We start from the raw sequence: 20,487 nt of genomic DNA on the forward strand, positions 1-20,487 counted from the left end.
ATATCTTTACATTTTATTCACTTTTCCTTTGAATCCCCGGAGTTGTCCTCCTCGTCTGATAAGAAAGTTTCCACAAACTTATCTTCAATCTTTTTATACCCGGAGACTACCCCGTCTTCAATTTTCTTGTAACCATTCACTACCTTGTTTTCGATGTTTTTTTGTGTTTCCATAAATTTGTTCATATGAAATCCTCCTAAGAAAATATTGTTTAATCCTTCACAAAGATTATATGTTTTTTGTATGCAATACTTTTTAGCTTATATTAGATAGTATTTTTAATGAAGATTGCAACATGGGCTGAATAGAAAAATGTTCTTTGTATTCTCCTGATCCGATGCAATGAAACGAATCACCTTGATCAAGTTTTCGTACTCGCTTTTGATGTCAATATATTCCGCCCAATTCAAACCGATATAAAATTTTGCCGGAGATTTGAGCATTTAATCTGGTGCAATATAGAAATCACCATGCCTGAGCTTATTTTTTTCTGTTCTTCAAAACTGCAGCAATAGCTACAATTGCAGCAACAACCACTCCAACGACTACTACGGGACCTGCCATGAGTTTCAACTCCTTCCTTTCATTTTTTATATACATTTTAAAATGGCACCTGTTAAAATAATTCAATCATTCAGCAGGTTTCCAGCTTTTTCGCAGACTTCATAAATCTCATCGTATTTCTTATCAATGAGAGGAGTAACTTCTGCAGACTTAAGGCTGCTGATCCTGCGAAAGAGCAGATAAGGGGCTACCCAGCCTATGAAGGCGGGAATAGCCAGAATAATGCACAAAGGGATATTTCCTGCCGTTACAGCAAATACAGAGCCTGCCATAAAAGCGGTACCAACCAGTCCGACAGCATATGCAACAGTTGCAGCTCTCGCAACCTTAGAAAATTCCAGTGACTGGATTTCAGCGACACCGGCATCAAACTGGCGCTGAAGTCTTGATATTTCCGCTTTATTGCGGAGCCTGCGGTTGCGTTTGAACTTTAACAGGGAATAGGTAGATCCCTGCGGCGGCACATGGGTACTTTCCAGTTCCCAACCAAAGCTGCGGTAGCTGTCCAGATAGACAGATTCCATACTGCGCTTGACAGTCAATTCCTTGTATTCATAGCCGATAAAGTTATTTTCATTTTTTGAAGTTTCATTCATGATTTTTTCTCCTTTCAAATATTGACATGAGTTTCTACTGTGATGTTTTCAGATTATTTTACGGTATTTTCAAAGAGCTTCCGGGAATGCTGAACATGGATTTTTCCTATTTTGATTCCGGCTGCTATCTGAAGTGTTTTCATTTGTTTGTACCCTTTTTCTTTTTATTCACATTAAAAAACTCTTTTTATAAATAGCTCCATGTTTTGTTTATGCCTTGTTTTCTTTGATGACTGAATCATAACTGTTTTATATTTCTAAATTACTTTATTTTGGTTTATAAATTATTAAATGCACTATATTTCAGTGAGTTTTGACATGGATAAACTTCTGATGAATACTCATCAGTTGGAAAACTTTCAAGGTGTATAGAAATCAAGATGAGCTAAGCAGGAATTCCCTGCTTATCCCATCTTGGTTACTGTTTGCTACCCTTTTATGAAGAAAGTAAGTTATTTTATCAGTTCATCACTCAGCTTCATAATCTGATCCGCATATTTTTTCTTTCTGCCATTGGTAATCAATGTATAGGCGGGATATGACAGTAATGCAATAATTAAGCCGGGAATGCCCATTACCAGACCTGGCTGCATGGCGTTCCACACCAAAATGTTTGACATTCCGGCACCCAGCAGCAGGGCGCCGCCTATACCCAGGATACCTGCCGTAATTTTTCCCGGCCTTTTGACTTTGCTGTCTAGCTCCTTAAGCTTCTCCATTTTGTTTTCTTCCCTGCTGAGATACTGGTTACGGATGCTATTGGCCTTGGACTTCTCTTGATTGGTAGTATTGTATTCGCTCATATGAACAGCTCCTTTTTGTCTTTATTGATTTATTTGATGGCTTTATCATATAAGGCTTCTGTTTCTGTTTTGCTTAAGTAATGTTTGAGTTTTATTAATCTGATTTTTTAAATTTATGTAGTTACAGAAAACACCGTCACCCTATGGTAGGTGGCGGTGTTTCGTCAGCCTTTGAGCAGTTTGTTTCCCCTTTCACAGATCTCATAAATCTCATCATATTTCTGTTCAATCTGCGGAGTAACTCTGGCAATCTTTTTCCTTACCTTTCCCTTGTAAACAAAATTGGGAAGGATCCAGCCGGTAAATGCGGGAATGGCCAATACAATGCACAATAAAATGTGGGGCGGCTGGCTTGTAACCGCAAAAACTGAACCGGCCATAAATGCTGTTCCAATGAGGGCAATTACCAGGGCCCATATGGTTGCATCTGAGGTCTTTGATTTTTCCATGGCATCAATCTCATTCATACAGGATTCAAAATGACGCTGCAACCGGGTCAGTTCCGTTTTGTTCAGTATCTTTCGGTCACGTTTCAGCTTAATTGTCACTTTTCCCAAAATCACGGAAGGCTGGATATTTTCATCGGCAATCCAGCCAAAATTCATATAACCATCCAAATACATGGAGGCACGTTCCCGGTCGGCAGTGATCTCTTTATATTCATAGCCGACAAAGTCATTGCCGTTCTTTGTAATTTCACCCATAATATCGACTCCTTGTGCCTGAGGTGGGTTAGGGGGCTTGTATGTCTTAATCCTACCGAAGCAGTGTTGATAAATTGCTTGTAACATGTTTGCAAAACATTAATCCGTATACTTTGCTTTGTGTTCAACAGGAATTCTAACGGTAAAAGTGCTTCCCTGACCCGGTACGCTGGCAGCATTGATCGTTCCGCCCATCAGCTGCAGGATGCGCAGTACAAGAGCAAGCCCCAGTCCATTTCCTTCTGTGGAATGAGAGGAATCACCCTGATAGAATTTATCAAAAATATGTTTGAGCGTTTCTTCGCTCATTCCGCGGCCCGTATCCGACACAGATACAATAACTTCATTATGTGTGGAGCTTTGCCGTAATGTCACCGTGCCGCCTGGTTCAGTGAATTTAATAGCATTGGAAAGCAGATTGTTCCACACCAGTTCCAGCAGGCTGGCGTCTGCTTCAATGGTTGCCCTGTCCTCAATATCAGCCACAAACTCAATGTCTTTTTGGGTCCATAAATCCTCAAACCGCAGTGCACATTCGCAAAGCTGCCCGCACAGATCATATGGCTCCGGAACCGGCTGCAAATTTTGTTTTTCCAGCTTATTCAGTTTCAGGAGATTGGTAATTAAATTATTCAGTCTGATGGAAGACTCCAGAATGGTATCAATGTAGCCTTCTTTTTGCGCATCAGTCAACTTTTCATTTTTTAACGCCTGTGCATAGTTCTGAATAATGGACAGCGGCGTTTTAATTTCGTGGGATACATTGGAGAAAAAATCTGTTTTCAGCGTTTCAATGCTGCCAAGTTCCTCCACCATTATATTAAAATCCGCAATGATAACATCTAAGTGGTCCCTTTTATCCGGCAGGTGCCTGGACGGGATATAAACAGAAAAATCGCCTTCAGCCACCTTGCGGGTGGCTTTGGCAAACTCCGCCATAGGTTTTTGATAGCGTTCCTGAAACTGATATTGTGTAAATACGGCAAAAGCCGCAGCAACAAATGTCCAGTAGATTAAGACCGCAATCACATATCCCATGGATAGTCTTTCATAATCTAAATAATCTTGAAGAATCAGCATCTGTCCCGTAGTCAGACCTGCAAGAGCCAAAAAAGTCAGCACGAAACCGGAAGCAGGAAACAATTTTGACTTTACCCTTGGATCGGAAAATTTTTGTTTTCTGCTCATACAAGCACCGCCTTATAGCCAAGCCCTCTGACGGTTACAATTTGAAATCCATCGCATGCGGAAAGCTTGTCGCGAAGCTTGGTGACATAAACATCTACGGCACGGAGGCTGGTTTCACTTTCCACTCCCCAGAACTCATCCATGAGTTGGGCACGGGTAAACGTCTTTTTGGGATAGGAAAGAAGCTTGTAAAGAATATTGAATTCCCGCAGTGTAAGCGGGATGTCTTCACCGTCAACCGCTGCAGTAACAGCATCGGCATCCATTGAAAGGTTGCCAACCACCAGTTTCCGATCCTCCATAATGTTGGCGCGCCGCAGTAAAGCTCCAACCCGCATGATGAGTTCATCCATGTTAATGGGCTTGACCATGTAATCGTCAATGCCCAGCTTAAAACCTTTCTGTTTGGAAACAATATCATCCTTGGCGGTCATAAACAGAATCGGAATGGTTTTATTTAGCTGACGCACCGTTTCCGCAAATTCAAATCCATCGATTTCAGGCATCATAATATCAGAAATAATCATGTCGTATAAGTTGCTGTACATGAGATCATATGCTTCCCGGGGATTTAAGCAGCCCTTGGCTTTGTAGCCGCTGTCATTTAAATAAGTGCATACGATTTGATTGAGCTTAACATCGTCTTCCACCACTAATATGTTGATCATTTTTCACTCCTCCTGCTGATTTTTTTATTTCCTGCATCAATAAGATGCATTTTCAGCTGTATCGTTACCAGGTTCTGCAGACTTATGAATTCTGCTTTTGAACTGTCCGTTTTAAGCTTTACATATAATACCGGCTCGCCAGATATACTTTCTGAATATCCCGTTGGTTTCATGGGAATATGCAGCGTCTCTTTCTTCATAAGCTTTTTGACTTCCCGGTAAGCTGCTCCGTAGTTTTTGCCGCTTCGAATCCTTTGTATGCGGATAATCATGATTATACCAAGCATGGCAGCACAGCTTCCCATCAAAATTCCAATCAGACCATTAGCAGCCGGATGAAGATGCACCTGGGTATCCGCAAAAGAGAGGATCGCTGTTTGCGTGAGTACAAGGCAGATAAGGGATGACGCCAGGTTAATCATTTTAATCGCGTGAACCAGCAGCGTATGGTTATGGCGTTCAATAATCACTCCGCGAATATTGATGGTAAGCTCCGCAAAGGTAAAGGTGGCAATAGCAATAGCTGCATACATGTGATAGACACTGGTTGCAGGGTAAAAAAACAACCGAATGGAATACCCGATGTACAAAAGGCTGGAAAACGTTAAGATCATTCCGGAAAGCATATAATAACGGTATTGTTCCTTCAGATCTTTGGCTTTTACAATACCTGCAAGTGCAAAATATTTGGCAATCACCATTCCAAAGGTGTATAGTGCGTTTACACATGTAAAAAACGACATGGACACAATGCCCATGGAGAGCTTTCCCAATCCGACAAAAATATTAGCGGCTCCAAGGGCACCGGTTACTTTCAGCGACCGGTTGACGTTTGGCGCAAAGCGTTCTGTCAGGTCGGAATTAGTATGACGAACCGTTTGAAGCAGTGCCGGTGATGGCTTCGTTTTCTGTTTCATTGGCATCACCTCATTATTATACAGTATTATGCAGCTGAATAGCAGCTTAAATAGAAGCAGCCTTCCTATCACTTCCTGAATTGTATTTTTTTCTTATTTAATATTTGTTTGAGAAATGTTTAAGTTCTGTTAATACGAAAAAGAAACCATTTCTGCTTAAAACAACAAATTAACAATACTCAAATAATTCTTAAGCAATTCAGAAACATGAATCAATTAGAATCACTTTAAAAATCAAGCAAAAAGCTTAGTTATGGAGTGTGAGAGTCTGTGAAAATTATTAATGTATTGCTGACCAAGCATGTGGATCTGGTTCCCATATCCTTTATTTTTTGAGTGACCGTGGATATACACACGCATCGATCGGATTAGGGGATGATCAATATTTTTATAGTTTTAATTACCGGGGTTTCTGAGCAGGCATATACCATGCTTCAGAAGACAATTCAGCGGTTTCGGGACTGCCGGAGTTATTTCAAGTATACCCGGTTCGGTTTGTTTTGCTGTACTTTTCATGTTCCGTTTATCTGGAAAAACCACTATTTCTGTTCTCAGTTCGTCGCAGAGCTGCTCCATGCATCGGGTGCGGTACAGCTGAGAAAACCAGCACACCTGTATCTGCCTGATCAGTTTTGCAGTGAAGTGGAGTATTGTGGCAGGTTGGTACACACGTTATACAATGTGGTTTAAAGCTTTGATTATGCCATACAGGAAATAACAAAAGAAAACAGATAAACGGAGGGTGGGAAATGGAGAACAAGAAAAGTAAAGCCAAAAGCAAGCATGCACAAAGCAGCTTTATTATAGCGAATACGGCAAAGGTCAATAAAATTATAATAGGATTGCTGACCATCATTTTTATAGCGGCGCTGCTTCTACAGTGGATTGGCCTTATGGAACTGCCAGGAGGAGTGCTGGAATCGCTGATTGCAGAGCTGACCGCAGCGGCAATATTGATTGTAAAGACCAGGAAGCATACGTTATCCATGGCGATCCTTTTTATGACTATTTTGACTTGTACGGTTTCCAGTATCGGCGGTCCATATACCGGAATGATTATTGCAACGGTACTTAGCGTGGTTTCGCTTTATTTGAACAAATCGATTTTATTCAGCTTTGGCGGGGTGTACACCATTACCTTTACCGTCATGTATTATCAGAATTACCAGCGGTTTGACAGCGGATACATAACAAAACAAGTGCTGAACAGCTTCGGGGATATTCGGGGAGCATTTGATAAGATAAACTATTACATAGAAAATGAACTGGACAAGGTGGACCAGGTAAGCCATATCTTTTCACAAATACGGGAACAGTCTGAAAATATATCAGCTATTTCTCAAAAACAGCTCACAACAACAAATGAGATGCTGGCTGCGACCAGGGAACAGTACGGGAGAGTGGAGGTGATCTGTACATCCATAAACAGCATCAGGGATTCAAGCGTTCGTCTGCAGGAAGTGATTGAACATAAGTAATGCTGGCTTTCAGGACTGTGGCACCAGTTATTCAGTGCCGCAGTCCTATTATAATTTTGAATTTAACCATACACAGAATCACGATGCTCATTACCGCCAGATCCATCTGTAAGACCTGTGGGTATGAAAAAATAGGATTGGGGCTGGCGTTTTTTCAATTTGCAAGCATTTCTCTTATACGGCAGCCTCTTTCATATGCCTGGCTCAAATAGGAGGCAAGGGGAATGTTCTTATATTCCGGCCTTCCCAAGATGGAAAGCTCTAAAGTGAGCGGTCCCTCATAATGTATCTCATTTAATTTCCTGGCATACCAGTCCCAGTCAAGAATTCCGTCAAAAGGAAGCAGGTGGCGGTCATCCCGATAATCGATATTCCCGGGCTGTGTCACTCCAAAATTATCATGGATGTGAATGCATTTCAGACGGGAACCGAATTTTTTAATCATATCAATGTGAGGGGTATAGCATGCATTATGGCCGCAATCCCAGCAAAAACCATGAAAAGGGTCTGTGATGTATTCCATTACGGCATCAATGTGTGGGAGTGGCTCAAGGTTTTCAAAACAGATATGTACATTTTTTGATTTTGCGTAATAACACAATTCAGCAAACAGATTCAGCCCTTCCTCAGAAACGTTGGGAGCAGTGTTGCCTACTGTTACATGCATGACACATTTGTCTACCTGGATTTTCCGGCAGGCATTAATGATGGTTTTCAAATAATTCAAATACTCTTTCCCTGCAGAACCGGCTTCCCAGAGCCGGTTTGCATATTGGAACGGAGCATGTATGGTCTCAAAATTCAGCTGGTTTTTTAAAGCTTCCTCTGCCCAGAATTCAATGGGCTCAATGCCGGTGAATGTGGTAAAAACACCATTAAAACCGGTTTCTTTAATTAGTTGAAATTGTTCCTCCACAGATACTTCACTTCCGATAATCGTGGAGATATTGATGTCTCTCATAATTTTCCTCCTGTTTTTCAAATTAATATATTAAGTTCATGATAATTCCCTGCGGATAATCACCGTATTTCTCACCAAATAAATTAATACCTCCAATATATCTGGCATCTTTTTTTATGGCTATGATCAGAGAAATATATGGGTATTTCTCCAGTTCCAGATCTCCGATATGCAGATCCGGATTTATCAGCCTTCTGTCCAAGTATCCACCGTCTTCCCTGACAGAAAACGTTTTTAACAGGCCATACTGAGTTCTTCCATTGGACCATGCAGCAGGCGTCAGACGTCCCCGTCTGGCTCCGAAATCGCCGGGCGAGCAAAATGTAGTGATTTCATGCCCATTTACTGAAATTGTAATATCGGAGGGCCAATCTTCCAGATAACCGGGGGCTTCTGAACATAATTCCATAGAAAATGAAATCTCATGAAGATCCAGCAAAGGATTGATCAGATTTTGAAAACGATATTCAATAAACCCCTGCTGAAACCATAAAAGCTGAGCCTTCATGCGATAAGGGGAATAAAACGAAGTAGGACTGTCGTATGTGTCAATGGCTCCGTTTTCATCTGCCAGTCCACATGTGGGTTCAACCTGACACTGAAAATAATTGCCGATGGGCATGTCAACTACGATGGTGTTATCCACAACATCCAAATCAGAATCAAAGGTCTCCAGAGTAAATGTCTGTATGCTGCATATGCATACCCGCATGGAACCATGGTTTCCGGGCTGGGTTTCCGTCACGACCATACGGGCTTCCTCCAGACATTTGATATGGGCGGCGGTTGATGATACAGGAATAGATAAGATAGAAGCAATTTCCTGTATTGACAGAGGGGTTGTTTTTAACAAATTTAAAATATTGAGCCGAACCGGAGAGGAGAGTGCTTTCCCAATCGAAATAATATGGCTGTGATGGGCGAGGTTACTTAGGTTTAATTCAATATCCCGTTCACCAATAATCTTAACAGGAGCTTTTTGTTTTTTCATAGGAATCCCTTTCTTACATTATTACATTATTTTTGGAGTTAAAATCGATTATTAAAAACATAAAAAATGGAATAAAAAAATAAAATACAACAAATGAGAATGAGGTAATTTGTGCATTATATACAAAATAAAACAATTTATCCTCTCGATATTGACGAATAAAACAAAACATGATACTATTTGGTTAACAAAAATACAGTAATAATCTTACTGGAAATGAGAAGTGGTTACTCATTTATTACAGTATTATTATAATAAATAGTGGGAGGATTTTCAAGTAAAATTTCAAAAGAAAAGGAGAAAAACATGAAAAGACAGGCGGTATTATTATTATCCACATTGATGGCTTTTTCCCTGGCAGCATGCGGGGGAGCCCCTTCTTCGAAAACGACGGCGGAAAAAACTGAGGCAGCGGCGCAGGAGACAGCACCTGCATCCGATGCGGAAAAAGGAGATGAGCGGACAAAGATTACCTTTATTAATGGATTTACCGGGGGCGACGGTCCTTTTATGAGAAAAATCGTAGACGGTTTTAACGAATCACAGGATCAATATTTTATAGAACAGCTGCAAGATGCCGATCATTATACAAAATTTAAGTCTGATCATTTTGATATGCTGATCATTCATGCTGACTGGATTTCCACTTATCATGCTTTGGGACTTCTTAGGGAGGTATCGGATTTGTATGACAAAGCTGGAATATCTTTTGATAAGGACTTCCATCCGATTACCCAGTCCTATGCGAAATATGATGACGGAGTCTTTGCCTTCCCTTTGGATCTTTATGCAGAAACGTTTTACTATAATAAGGAGCTGGTTGATACTCCGCCAAAGAATTATGACGATATGATAGCGCTGCGCGATAAGCTTGATTCTGTAAATACCGGTATTTATCCCATTGGAATTCCTCTGACAGGAGATCAGCAGTGGGCATGGATGACTGCCCTTGGCCAGTCTGGATGCAACTGGGTCGAAGGAGAGCATATCAAAATGGATACCGAAGAAATCTGCGATGCGTTTATGAAGGTACATAATCTGATTTATAAAGACCACCTCAGTGCAGAAGGGCTGGGAGACCAGGATCATTACAATACTTTTGTGAATGAATCTGCGGATAATGCAAGCGTTAAAAGCGCCGTATGTCTCACAGGTCCCTGGAATTACACGGCAGCGAAAGAAATTCTGGGGGACAATCTTGGAATTGGGGTTCTTCCTCAGTTATACGGAGATACGCCATGCGTACCTGCCGGCGGACATACGTTCGGTGTATCTGCTGAAGTGACGGACCAGAAAAAACTTGATGGTATTGCAGCATTTATGAAATATGCATATCAGCCTGATGTGATGCTTAACTGGGCAGATTCCGGTCAGGCGCCCATCCATCTGGCAACCATGGAAAAAGTGAAGGACAACCCGGAAAAATATCCGGTTGCAAATGTTAATTACGGAATATTTGATGATGCGATGATCCTTCCGGCAATTTATAATATCCGCGAACAGGTCAAATATGTTAACTCAACAGTTTGGGCACTGGTGCTTCAGGAACCTGAATTAACCGGAGATCAGCTGATGGCAGAACTGAAGAATGCAACGGATATTGCTATTGAGCTTTCGGAACAGTAATCAATAGATTCAGTTAAGATAACAAGGTTTACAGAAAGTAAAGGAAAATTATGAAGAAAAAGAGCATGGCTGTCTTGTTTATAGTACCTTTCATTATCTTTTTTATTATGTTTTGGCTTATGCCGTTTGTATATGGCGTTATCATGAGCGTAACTAAGTACAGCCTTGTAAAGGGAAATCAGGGTTTTGTTGGATTGGATAACTATATCAAGATACTATTTTCTTCTTCCATGTATCATAAGGCATTTATGCTTGGTCTAAAAAATACCCTGATTTTTGTAGGGGCGACGACACCTTTTCTTGTAGTGGGAAGCCTGGCTCTGGCACTTTTGCTGGACCGGCTTCCCGGGAAGGTGAGAGGAGCGTTCCGGACGATATATTTTGTATCTTATTCTGTATCGGTAACAGCGGTAACCGCCGTTTTTATATGGCTTATGAAAGGAAACGGCGGGTATCTCAATAACCTGATGCTCAGCATGGGAATGATTAAAAAAGCGGTCCCATGGCTGGAACAACAGCCGTTTGTGTGGGTTTCACTGACAGCAGCCACTGTATGGTGGACAATCGGCTATAATATGATGTTGTTTGTAAATGCCCTGAATGAAATAGACATGCAGTTATATGAAGCGTCAGCAATTGATGGTGCCGGTTTTTGGACACAGCTTAAATACATTATTTTTCCAGGGATTAAAAATGTATTTTTCTTTGTGCTTATGACTACGATTATTGCCTCCTTTAATGTATATGGACAGACCAGGCTGATGACTAAGGGCGGGCCTGGTGAAACGACGAAGTCTTTCATTATGGTGATTACATCCACCATTATGGACAGAAATGATCTGGGAGTCGGAAGTGCCATGACCGTATTGATGGGGACCGTGATTGTGCTTTGTTCAATTGGTCAGTATTATCTTACCAAAGAAAAAGAAGAATTAAGGTAGGTGGAATTATGAAAGAAAAAAATTTCAGTAAAATATTTTTAGTTGTTCTTGCCTGCCTGGTTGCATATATCTTTCTCCTTCCGCTTTTGTTTATGTTCTTTACCAGTTTTAAAGGAATTGCAGAATCCGTTACGTCCAAAACTCTTCTTCCCAAGACGTGGACATTAGATAATTACAGGGAGTTGTTTATGAATACCGCTACATCTCCCATACTCCTCTGGCTTTTTAATACGGTGATTGTTACGGTAGCAGGTACAGCACTCAGAATTACAGTCAGTGTACTGGCTGCTTATTCCCTGGCCAGACTTCCGCTGCCAGGCAAGAGTTTTCTTTTGGTATCACTGATCTGGGCCATGGCAGTCCCGGAAATTGTGACGTACTTTCCTCTGTTTTATACGTTCAAGTTAATGGGAGGTTTAAATACATTCTGGCCTCTGATTCTGCCGTCAGGATCCGGAGTTATGTGCATATATCTGATATACAATTTTCTGTTAGCTTTCCCGCAGGAGCTGGAGGAGGCCGGATTCGTGGAAGGGGCCAATGTTTTCCAGGTATTATGGCATATAGTGCTGCCGTCAGTCAAGCCGGTCGTTATTACGCAGGCATTTATTACATTCTTAGGTTTATATAACAGCTACTTGTGGCCGTCGCTGGTGATTAACAGGAATGAAACAAGAACTATCACATTAGGGATTGCAGCCCTGGTTTTGGGAGAAAATTACACAAATCCGGGAATGATGATGGCATCGACTGTGATATCGGTGCTTCCGGTCATGGTTATCTTCATTTTTGCCAACAAATATATTGTTAAAGGCTTTACGCAATCGGGAATTAAGTAAGGAGAATAGCAATGAGAGAAGAATACCCCCGTCCGGACTTTGTGAGAAACGAATGGATGAATTTAAACGGTTCCTGGGATTTTATATATGGTAATGATAAAACAAAGATTGAAGTTCCGTTCGTGTGCCAAAGCGAAAAAAGTGGTGTCAATAAGAGAATAACGGAAGATCATGTGACTTATGAACGCAGGTTTTGTGTGCCGGAGAAATGGAAGGGGAAAGAGATTCTCTTAAATTTCGGTGCTGTGGATTATCAGTGCAGGGTTTATATTAATAACAGTTGTATTGGCAGTCATATTGGGGGACAGACGACCTTTTCATTTCCAATTGCTGAATATCTGACATGGGCGGAAGAGACAATAAGGGTTGAGATTGAAGATCCGTTAAAAGATGAAATGATTCCCAGAGGAAAACAGTTCTGGGAAGAGGAGTCCAGTTTTATCTGGTATACCCCAAGTACGGGAATCTGGCAGACGGTCTGGTTGGAACCGGTTTCCGAAACCTGTCTGAAATGGGTGCATTTTACATCGGATATTGATGAGGGAACTGTACGCATCGATTATCAGCTGACTGAAACGTCAATTTTGCCATGCAGAGTGCATTTGCTCATCACCCTGGGAGAGGAAGAGATCTTTCACGGAAATATGCTTTGCAATACGGCAAGAAACAGTCTGACTGTGGATATCTTTCGAAAAAAAGCAATGGAAGGTTCCTTTCATTTTATGGGAAACTACTGGAGTCCGGAAAATCCGGTCCTGTATCATGTGTTCATCCAGGTAGAAGAAGGAGATTCCGGCATAAGGGCAGATGTGGTGGAATCTTATTTTGGAATGAGAAAAATACACGTAGAAGACGGAAAGCTTTATTTAAATAATCAGCCTTATTATCAAAAACTTGTTTTGGACCAGGGATATTGGAAGGAAGGTCTGATTACGGCTCCTGATGATCAGGAATATTGTAATGACATCTTAAAAGCAAAGGCTATGGGATTTAATGGCTGCAGAAAACATGAAAAAGTGGAAGATCCCAGATTTTTATACTGGGCAGATAAACTGGGGTTCCTTGTATGGGAAGGTATGGCTAGTTTCTGGTCCTATACACCTCAGGCGGCTGCGGCATTTACCAGGGAATGGCTGGAGGTCATAGAAAGGGATTATAATCATCCTTCTGTTGTGGTTTGGGGATTGCTGAATGAAAGCTGGGGAGTACCTCAAATTTATGCCAATAAACAACAGCAGAGTTTTGCACAGTCATTGTACTATCTGGCGCATGGACTGGATTCGACACGTCTGGTGATTTCTAATGATGGCTGGGAAATGACGGAAAGTGACATCTGTGCAATTCATAGCTATAAACATGGTGACATAGATGATAAGAAACAGCATCAGCTGTTTGCAGAATGTCTCAGGAAGGTGGATGGTCTTCCTTTTATTATGGAAAAGCATCCTTATGCAAAAGGGTTTTCCTATAGCGGACAGCCCATTGTTCTTACGGAGTGCGGCGGAATCCGGATAAAGAAAGAAAAGACTGAAGAAATTACCGGAGAAAAGGCAATGCGGGCGGGAGGCCAGGATTGGGGATATACCTCTGTGCCGGACACTGATTTTCTGAAAGAGTATGAAAGGGTGATTCATGCAATCTATGATTCGGATTTGATCAATGGTTTTTGTTATACGCAGCTGACTGATGTGGAACAGGAATCAAACGGACTTTTGACGAGGGATCATCAGTACAAGTTTAAGCCGGAAGATATTCGGAAAATAAACGACCGGAAAAGATGAGAAAGCCTTGGATCAGCCTTGGCAATCATGAAATTGGAGAGAATTATGGGTAACAGGGAAATTTTGAATCAAACGAAATTATTTGTACTGGATATGGACGGAACGTTTTATCTGGGGGATCAGATTCTTTCCGGTGCCCTGGACTTTTTAAGGGAAGTGGAAGATAGTGGGCGCCAGTACGTTTTTTTTACAAATAACTCCTCGAAATCTCCGGAAAGCTATAGAAAGAAACTGGAAAAAATGAACTGTTATGTAAGCAAAGATCAGATCATGACATCAGGAGATGTGACGATTCAGTATATCAATACCTTTTATAAAGGGAAAAAGGTATATCTGATGGGAACAAAAACACTGGAAGAAAGCTTTGTAAATGCAGACATTCCTTTGACTCAGGATATGCCGGAACTTGTGGTGATTGGCTTTGATACTTCCCTTACATATGAAAAACTGGAAAAGGCCTGTACTTATATCCGGAATGGAGCTGTGTTTCTGGCCACTCATCTGGATATTAACTGTCCGACAGAAAACGGATTTATTCCGGACTGTGGTTCTGTTTGCGCGGCAATCAGCCGTTCCACCGGTGTAACCCCCAAATACCTGGGAAAACCTTTTAAAGAAACCGTTGATATGGTAGAAGAAAAGACAGGATTTGACCGAAAGGAGATGGCGTTTGTTGGAGACAGGATTTATACAGATGTGGCGGCCGGAGTGAAAAATGGAGCGGCTGGTATTCTGGTTCTGACCGGAGAAACAAAAGAAGAAGATCTGAGGGTTTCCGCGATATCCCCTGATGCTGTTTTTAAAAGCATAAAGGAGATGGGAGATACCTTGAAGCATTTACATATCCGGTGATCAATGGGGCGCGGTGCGGAAAAATATGCCGCCGGAATATCCAGGACGCTTCCTGTTGGGAGTTTCCGGCGGAAGACCGGAAGATAAATACGATCAAAATCCCAGACAAAAGGGACTGTGTGCCATTCATGGACACAGTCCCTTTATAATTTAGAATTAAACTTCATCATGTTATCCCGGTTGTTCTTTTTTCAATAGAACGCCAACGCTCTCGAATAATTTTTAACTCTATCTGTGGATTCATTCTTCAAAAGGGTATGGGTTCCTCCATCTGATTTTTTCTGTTTCTTCAATACATTCAATTATGGTCTTTTACCCGTACCATTTACACCCGGCAATCCTGATATTTCTCCGATGAAAATGGAGATAATAAATCCCTTCCTTTAGATGGATTGTATGACCTGTATAATTTTTGTATTTAGCCCGGCACAATGTAATGACGTAATTAGCTTAGTGTGCGATGATGATGTTTTGACTGCAGCTGCCGCCGTAATCTTCGGTTATGATGAAGATATTAGGCCGTTCCTGTAATGGAATATTAAACATTGCTGTAGCCTGAAATTTAGAGCTGTCTGCCAGAATGTAGGAAGAATTACTGGCTTGTATAGCAGCATTTTTTATATTGTGTTCGTACTCATCTGCGGATAGCAGTTCCAGCTGGCTGCCCACACCGTTGGCACCTAGAAATGCTGAATCAAAAACATAGGAATGTATCATTTTTACGGTCTGCTCACCGGCGGTGGAACGAGTACGTTCTTTAATAAATCCGCACAATAAAAAAGTCCGTATATTTTTTTTGTTTAAAAGTTCGGCATGGGGAATTCCGTTGGTAATGACAGTGATTGAGGTATCATGAATATAGTTAAGCATGGCGAACGTCGTTGAGCCGGAACCGATAAATATTAAACTGTTAGGCTTTATTTTCTCCGCCGCTGTTTTTGCAATTAACTTTTTTCGGTCAGCGTGAATTGTCTGCTTTTTGTTCATAGACATTTCGGCAACACCCTTGTCTTTTTTTATGCCGCCGTGAAATCGTATGATGGAACCCTCCTTTTCTAAAGCAGTCAGATCTCTGCGTATGGTTGTAGGAGAAACATCCAACAAATGTTCCAAATCAGAAAAGAATAGGAAAGGCTGCTGCTCTAATTGTGCTAATATAATATTCTTCCTTTTATCAAATCCCATTAATTTATGCCCCCTGAATTAATCATTCTACAAGTAGTATAGCATAAAGAATTTATAGTATCAATGCCAAAAATGATCATTTGAAACTATTAAACCAACCAAATGATTGAAAATAACCATAAATGGTTGACAAAGATTTATAATAGGTGATAATATATATATTGATAAACATATGGATATACAAATTTATTAATTTTAACTAAAACAAGGAGGGTTCTATGGAAATTAAACTGGCAAGAATTGACCATAGGCTGCTGCATGGCATTGTTGCTTCTCAGTGGGCACCGAGCGTAGCCGCTATGAGAGTCATGGTTGTAGACGATGAAACCGCCAATGATGTAATGAAAAAGGAAAGTATGAAACTAGCAAAACCAGCAGGATGCGCATTATCAATCATTACTTTGGAAACTGCACTGACCAATTACAAAAATCATAAGTATGACGGTCAAACTGTATTTCTTATTGCAAAATCGCCGAATGTAATTGTTGAATTTCAAAAGTCAGGAATTGCAATTCCAAAATTAAATATCGGCGGAACAGAGCAGGGCAGAGATTCGGCAGTCATTTTCTCCAATCGGGCCAATGCCACAGATGAGGAGCTTGAAATGTATCGTTACTTAATGAGTAACGGCACAGAGGTAACTGTTCAGTATATCTTAGCTGATAAGAAAATACCATTGGGGTCATTTATAAAGTGAAAAAATACGAAATGATGTGGAGGGTAAACCTATGCTGTCAACAGGGCAAATAATATTAATTACACTTTTGGCATTTTTAATACCAATTGATAAATATGGATTGACAATAGGACTCAGGTGGCCGATCATATCGGCATTTATTGTTGGTTTTATTCTGGGAGACATGCAGACTGCCTTATATATAGGAGGGACATTGCAGCTGATGTCACTGGGGGTAGCGAGTATTGGCGGAAGCAGTGTGCCGGAGTATGCCACTGCAGCGGTTATCGCTACGACTATAGCTGTAACAACGGGAAAGGGCATGGAGGCCGGACTTGCCATAGGGCTTCCGGTAGCTATGCTGGGTGTACAGCTGGATGTATTTGCAAAGATCCTGAATGGGTTTGTTGGGAGGAAATCGCAGCAGTACGCAAATGAAAAAAAATTCAGATCTATGATCAATGTCCTGTTTACAGGACCGGTTATTATGGGACTGACTGCTGCAATTCCAGTATTCGTTGCTGTGCGGCTGGGGCCGGATGTTATCACTGGAATATTGAATTTTATGCCGAAATGGTTCAGTCAGGGATTGACAATTGCCGGCAAGGTATTGCCTGCGGTGGGGATCGCTTTGCTTTTGAACTATATGCCTGTGAAAAAATACATGTATTATCTGATCGGCGGTTTTTTCCTGGCGGCTTATCTTCAGGTACCTATTCTAGGAGTTACGATTGTTGGTATTATAGCGGCTATGAAATATTACTCGGATCATAATTCGTTTGGGGTTGCAGGTGCAGGAGCTGATTATTCAGGGGGATTGGAAGATGAATAAAAATAATCCGGTTTTGACAAAAAGGGACATTACAAAAGTAGCAGTGCGCTGGATTTTAATGGCAATGAATACCTATAATTTTCAGTCCCAGCAGGCATCAAGTGTGGTATTTGCTTTAAATCCTGCTTTGAGGAAAATTTATAAAGATGATCAGGAATATCTGGAGTCAGTAAATAACCATTATAAGTATTTTAATTGTATGCCATGGCTGGCCAATTTAATATTGGGTGCAACTCTGGCTATTGAAGATAATGGCGGAATTAAGGATAAGGAAATAGTACAAAATTTTAAGACAAGTCTGATGGGACCTCTTTCAGGCGTAGGAGATACCATATTTTGGGTACTGATCCCCACGATCTTAGGTTCCATATCCGGTTATATGGCTTTACAGAATAATGCTGTTGGTGTTATTGCCTGGATGATGATCAATGTGGCATTTATGGCCTTGAGGGTAAGTTTCTTCCACATCGGATACAGGCAGGGGATGAAACTGATCACTTCTTTTGGAATGCAGGTATCGCTGTTAACTGAATGTGCTTCAATTCTGGGCCTGACAGTAGTTGGATCCCTGGTTTCTTCGGTTGTAAGCGTAAAAGTACCGCTGGTATTAAATATTGGTGAGGTGGGAATGGAGATTCAGCCTATGCTGGATAAAGTTTTACCGTCTCTGGTCCCTGTTTTGATTACGTTTGGAGTATACAAAGCGTTGAAAAGCAAGAAAATCGGTATTACCGGAATGATACTTGCCGTCATAGTGCTATGTATGGCAGCAGCGTATTTTGGAATTTTAGGATAGTGAGGAATCATGTTTATGAGAAAAATTATAATAGCATCTCATCATCAGATGGCATATGGCCTGTATCAGACCGTACAGTTTTTGACGAAGGCACCGCAGGTATATGAGATCAGTGCCTACGTGGATGACATTGATATCCAAAAGCAAATAGAAGAAGTATGGACACATATCGGGCCTGATGATGAAGTGTTTATCTTTACGGATATAATCGGAGGCAGCGTAACTCAGAAGTTTTTTTCATATAAAAGTGATAAAGTCCATTTAATATGCGGAATGAATCTTCCTTTGGTGATTGCGGCGGTGCTGTCATCAGATAATGCACCTATGTCACCAGAGGAAATCCGCCGCATGGTAAAAGAAGCGCAGGATTCTATTATCTACATCAATGAGTATGAGAATGATAATAACAGCTGTGAGGATGAATAGAAAGGAATCGTATGAAGACAATAATCGTATTGATGGACACACTGCGAAGAGATCATTTGAAATGCTACAATCCTCAGACAGATTGTATTGCAGATAATATTACCGGTTTTAGTAAAGAAAGCTGTACGTTTGACAATCACTTTACCGGCAGCCTTCCTTGCATACCTGCAAGGAGGGATTTGTTTACAGGGCGTTTGAATTTTCTGGAACGATCCTGGGGGCCCATTGAGATTTTTGATGAAACACTTCCAAAGATACTAAATGAGAATGGTGTAAGATCTCATATGATAACGGATCATGCACATTATTTCAGGATCGGAGGGGAGAACTATTGCCAACAGTTCAATACTTATGAATTTTTCAGAGGCCAGGAAAGTGATCCCTGGATTTCGTTAATGGATGATCCATACATGCCGGAAACGTATTTTGGGGATGTAAAGAGACAGTACCAATGCAACCGGACAAAATTTGTGAAGGAAGAGGATTATCCAAGTGTTCAATGCTTTGATGCAGCTATTGACTGGGTAGAAAAAAACCGGCATGCTGAGGATTTTCTGCTGATGGTTGAAACCTTTGACCCACATGAACCTTTTGACATTCCTGAAAAGTATCTGGATATGTACAACGACACTTACGATGGCCCTCATTTTAATTTGCCCAAGTACCACAAAATTGATGAGGAAACAGATGAGGCAATGGCTCATTTAAGAAACCGGTATAAAGCGCTTTTGACAATGACGGATGTTCATTTTGGAAAATTTATAGACAAGCTGAAAGAAGTAAACATGTATGAAGATACTATGATAATCCTTACAACAGACCACGGATATTGTCTGGGAGAACGGGAATATATCGGAAAAAGCTATATGCCGTGCTATAATGAGATCTGCAACATTCCGCTTTTGATCCATTATCCCCAGGCATCCTTTGCAGGAGAACGGCGTTGTGCCATAACCCAGAATATTGACATCATGCCTACAATCCTGGATTATCAGAATATCCCGTGTCCTGAACGTGTTACAGGAAAATCTGTAAAAGGAATTGTGGAAAATCATGAAAAGGGCCGGGAGTATGCATTATACGGTACCTTCGGTTTATCGGTCAATTTGTTTGACGGCAAGTATACTTACTTCCGAGGGCCAAGAGATAACACTCAGTGTTATGAATATACCACCTCATTGACCACGATCAGGGACTGGCTTGGGAAAGATATACCCGAAAAGATTGAATGCGGGTACTTTTTACCTCAGGTTCCATTTCCGGTCTATAAAATACCGGAAGTCAAAAACGCACTGGTGAGCGATGCGGTCTATCATAAAGAGGATCATTTGTTTGATATTGAGGAAGATTACGGACAAACCAGGGAGGTGGCTGATCCGGAGATCCGGAATATGATGGAGAAGAAGTTGTCTGATGCATTGGCGGATAATTATGCGCCTGAGGAGCAGTGGGCTCGTCTGGGATTAAAGAAAGGATCAGATTCCGGTTATAATAGTGTTTCTGAGTATGATTACACGGTTTGATTTTTATGATTATGAGTGGTATAGCATATAGGCACTTCTTCGCGCTTGTTTTATGGCCAGGTATATTGGAGTAGGTGGATTTACTTATGTCAGAAGGGGTTTGCACCCCTTCTGACATGCTGCTTAATTCCTATATTTT

The 20,487-nt window shown here is 41.1% G+C and carries 21 protein-coding genes; 11 read left to right on the forward strand and 10 right to left on the reverse strand.

What is annotated here, in order from left to right; genetic code table 11:
• Positions 1 to 17: 17 nt before the first annotated feature.
• The 7 genes from K401_RS33235 to K401_RS0117775 form a co-directional block, all read right to left on the reverse strand.
• On the reverse strand, positions 18 to 185 hold the full coding sequence (locus tag K401_RS33235) for a hypothetical protein (protein ID WP_166435280.1): 168 nt from the start codon (positions 183 to 185) through the stop codon (positions 18 to 20).
• Positions 186 to 626: 441 nt separating this feature from the next.
• The gene (locus K401_RS0117745) at positions 627 to 1,160 is read right to left on the reverse strand and encodes a hypothetical protein (RefSeq protein WP_024294212.1); all 534 of its coding nucleotides are present in this window, start codon (positions 1,158 to 1,160) and stop codon (positions 627 to 629) included.
• Between the two features lie 452 nt (positions 1,161 to 1,612).
• The gene (locus K401_RS0117755; protein WP_024294213.1) at positions 1,613 to 1,963 is read right to left on the reverse strand and encodes a hypothetical protein; all 351 of its coding nucleotides are present in this window, start codon (positions 1,961 to 1,963) and stop codon (positions 1,613 to 1,615) included.
• Between the two features lie 164 nt (positions 1,964 to 2,127).
• Positions 2,128 to 2,667: a hypothetical protein gene (locus K401_RS0117760; protein WP_024294214.1), complete on the reverse strand. Its 540-nt coding sequence runs from the start codon at positions 2,665 to 2,667 to the stop codon at positions 2,128 to 2,130.
• A gap of 99 nt (positions 2,668 to 2,766) precedes the next feature.
• Positions 2,767 to 3,855, reverse strand: coding sequence for a HAMP domain-containing sensor histidine kinase (locus K401_RS0117765; RefSeq protein ID WP_024294215.1), 1,089 nt, complete (start codon positions 3,853 to 3,855; stop codon positions 2,767 to 2,769).
• Positions 3,852 to 4,523, reverse strand: coding sequence for a response regulator transcription factor (locus K401_RS0117770; RefSeq protein WP_024294216.1), 672 nt, complete (start codon positions 4,521 to 4,523; stop codon positions 3,852 to 3,854). Before K401_RS0117770 ends, K401_RS0117765 begins: the two co-directional genes overlap by 4 nt.
• The gene (locus K401_RS0117775) at positions 4,520 to 5,440 is read right to left on the reverse strand and encodes a hypothetical protein (protein ID WP_024294217.1); all 921 of its coding nucleotides are present in this window, start codon (positions 5,438 to 5,440) and stop codon (positions 4,520 to 4,522) included. Before K401_RS0117775 ends, K401_RS0117770 begins: the two co-directional genes overlap by 4 nt.
• 749 nt (positions 5,441 to 6,189) lie before the next feature.
• Between K401_RS0117775 and K401_RS0117785 the strand changes: the two genes are divergently transcribed.
• The gene (locus K401_RS0117785) at positions 6,190 to 6,918 is read left to right on the forward strand and encodes a hypothetical protein (RefSeq protein WP_024294218.1); all 729 of its coding nucleotides are present in this window, start codon (positions 6,190 to 6,192) and stop codon (positions 6,916 to 6,918) included.
• 154 nt (positions 6,919 to 7,072) lie between these two features.
• On the opposite strand, the gene K401_RS0117790 is transcribed toward K401_RS0117785, so the two are convergent.
• Complete coding sequence (locus K401_RS0117790) at positions 7,073 to 7,879, reverse strand: sugar phosphate isomerase/epimerase family protein (protein WP_024294219.1); 807 nt, start codon at positions 7,877 to 7,879, stop codon at positions 7,073 to 7,075.
• 22 nt (positions 7,880 to 7,901) lie between these two features.
• Complete coding sequence (locus K401_RS0117795) at positions 7,902 to 8,870, reverse strand: ArsR/SmtB family transcription factor (RefSeq protein ID WP_024294220.1); 969 nt, start codon at positions 8,868 to 8,870, stop codon at positions 7,902 to 7,904.
• Positions 8,871 to 9,176: 306 nt separating this feature from the next.
• On the opposite strand from K401_RS0117795, the gene K401_RS0117800 reads away from it, so the two are divergent.
• The 5 genes from K401_RS0117800 to K401_RS0117820 all read left to right on the forward strand — a co-directional run bounded on the left by K401_RS0117800 (position 9,177) and on the right by K401_RS0117820 (position 14,909).
• The gene (locus tag K401_RS0117800) at positions 9,177 to 10,496 is read left to right on the forward strand and encodes a type 2 periplasmic-binding domain-containing protein (protein ID WP_024294221.1); all 1,320 of its coding nucleotides are present in this window, start codon (positions 9,177 to 9,179) and stop codon (positions 10,494 to 10,496) included.
• Positions 10,497 to 10,639: 143 nt separating this feature from the next.
• A complete protein-coding gene (locus tag K401_RS0117805; protein ID WP_242842320.1) occupies positions 10,640 to 11,437 on the forward strand; it encodes a carbohydrate ABC transporter permease in 798 nt (265 codons plus the stop codon).
• 8 nt (positions 11,438 to 11,445) lie between these two features.
• Complete coding sequence (locus tag K401_RS0117810; RefSeq protein WP_024294223.1) at positions 11,446 to 12,276, forward strand: carbohydrate ABC transporter permease; 831 nt, start codon at positions 11,446 to 11,448, stop codon at positions 12,274 to 12,276.
• A gap of 11 nt (positions 12,277 to 12,287) precedes the next feature.
• The gene (locus K401_RS0117815) at positions 12,288 to 14,057 is read left to right on the forward strand and encodes a glycoside hydrolase family 2 protein (protein ID WP_024294224.1); all 1,770 of its coding nucleotides are present in this window, start codon (positions 12,288 to 12,290) and stop codon (positions 14,055 to 14,057) included.
• Positions 14,058 to 14,102: 45 nt separating this feature from the next.
• Positions 14,103 to 14,909, forward strand: coding sequence for an HAD-IIA family hydrolase (locus K401_RS0117820; RefSeq protein ID WP_242842321.1), 807 nt, complete (start codon positions 14,103 to 14,105; stop codon positions 14,907 to 14,909).
• Between the two features lie 450 nt (positions 14,910 to 15,359).
• On the opposite strand, the gene K401_RS0117830 is transcribed toward K401_RS0117820, so the two are convergent.
• The gene (locus K401_RS0117830) at positions 15,360 to 16,094 is read right to left on the reverse strand and encodes a DeoR/GlpR family DNA-binding transcription regulator (RefSeq protein WP_024294226.1); all 735 of its coding nucleotides are present in this window, start codon (positions 16,092 to 16,094) and stop codon (positions 15,360 to 15,362) included.
• Positions 16,095 to 16,312: 218 nt separating this feature from the next.
• Between K401_RS0117830 and K401_RS0117835 the strand changes: the two genes are divergently transcribed.
• The 5 genes from K401_RS0117835 to K401_RS0117855 are packed head-to-tail and all read left to right on the forward strand — an operon-like array spanning position 16,313 to position 20,348.
• Positions 16,313 to 16,792: a PTS sugar transporter subunit IIB gene (locus tag K401_RS0117835; RefSeq protein WP_024294227.1), complete on the forward strand. Its 480-nt coding sequence runs from the start codon at positions 16,313 to 16,315 to the stop codon at positions 16,790 to 16,792.
• A gap of 31 nt (positions 16,793 to 16,823) precedes the next feature.
• The gene (locus tag K401_RS0117840) at positions 16,824 to 17,603 is read left to right on the forward strand and encodes a PTS mannose/fructose/sorbose/N-acetylgalactosamine transporter subunit IIC (protein WP_029700863.1); all 780 of its coding nucleotides are present in this window, start codon (positions 16,824 to 16,826) and stop codon (positions 17,601 to 17,603) included.
• Positions 17,596 to 18,399: a PTS system mannose/fructose/sorbose family transporter subunit IID gene (locus K401_RS0117845; RefSeq protein ID WP_024294229.1), complete on the forward strand. Its 804-nt coding sequence runs from the start codon at positions 17,596 to 17,598 to the stop codon at positions 18,397 to 18,399. Before K401_RS0117840 ends, K401_RS0117845 begins: the two co-directional genes overlap by 8 nt.
• Before the next feature lie 15 nt (positions 18,400 to 18,414).
• Positions 18,415 to 18,825 (forward strand): PTS sugar transporter subunit IIA, encoded by a 411-nt coding sequence (locus tag K401_RS0117850; protein ID WP_024294230.1) that lies wholly within the window; start codon positions 18,415 to 18,417, stop codon positions 18,823 to 18,825.
• Between the two features lie 11 nt (positions 18,826 to 18,836).
• Positions 18,837 to 20,348: a sulfatase gene (locus tag K401_RS0117855; protein ID WP_024294231.1), complete on the forward strand. Its 1,512-nt coding sequence runs from the start codon at positions 18,837 to 18,839 to the stop codon at positions 20,346 to 20,348.
• Positions 20,349 to 20,487: the final 139 nt, after the last annotated feature.

The organism is Lacrimispora indolis DSM 755 (genome assembly GCF_000526995.1).
GTDB lineage: Bacteria > Bacillota > Clostridia > Lachnospirales > Lachnospiraceae > Lacrimispora > Lacrimispora indolis.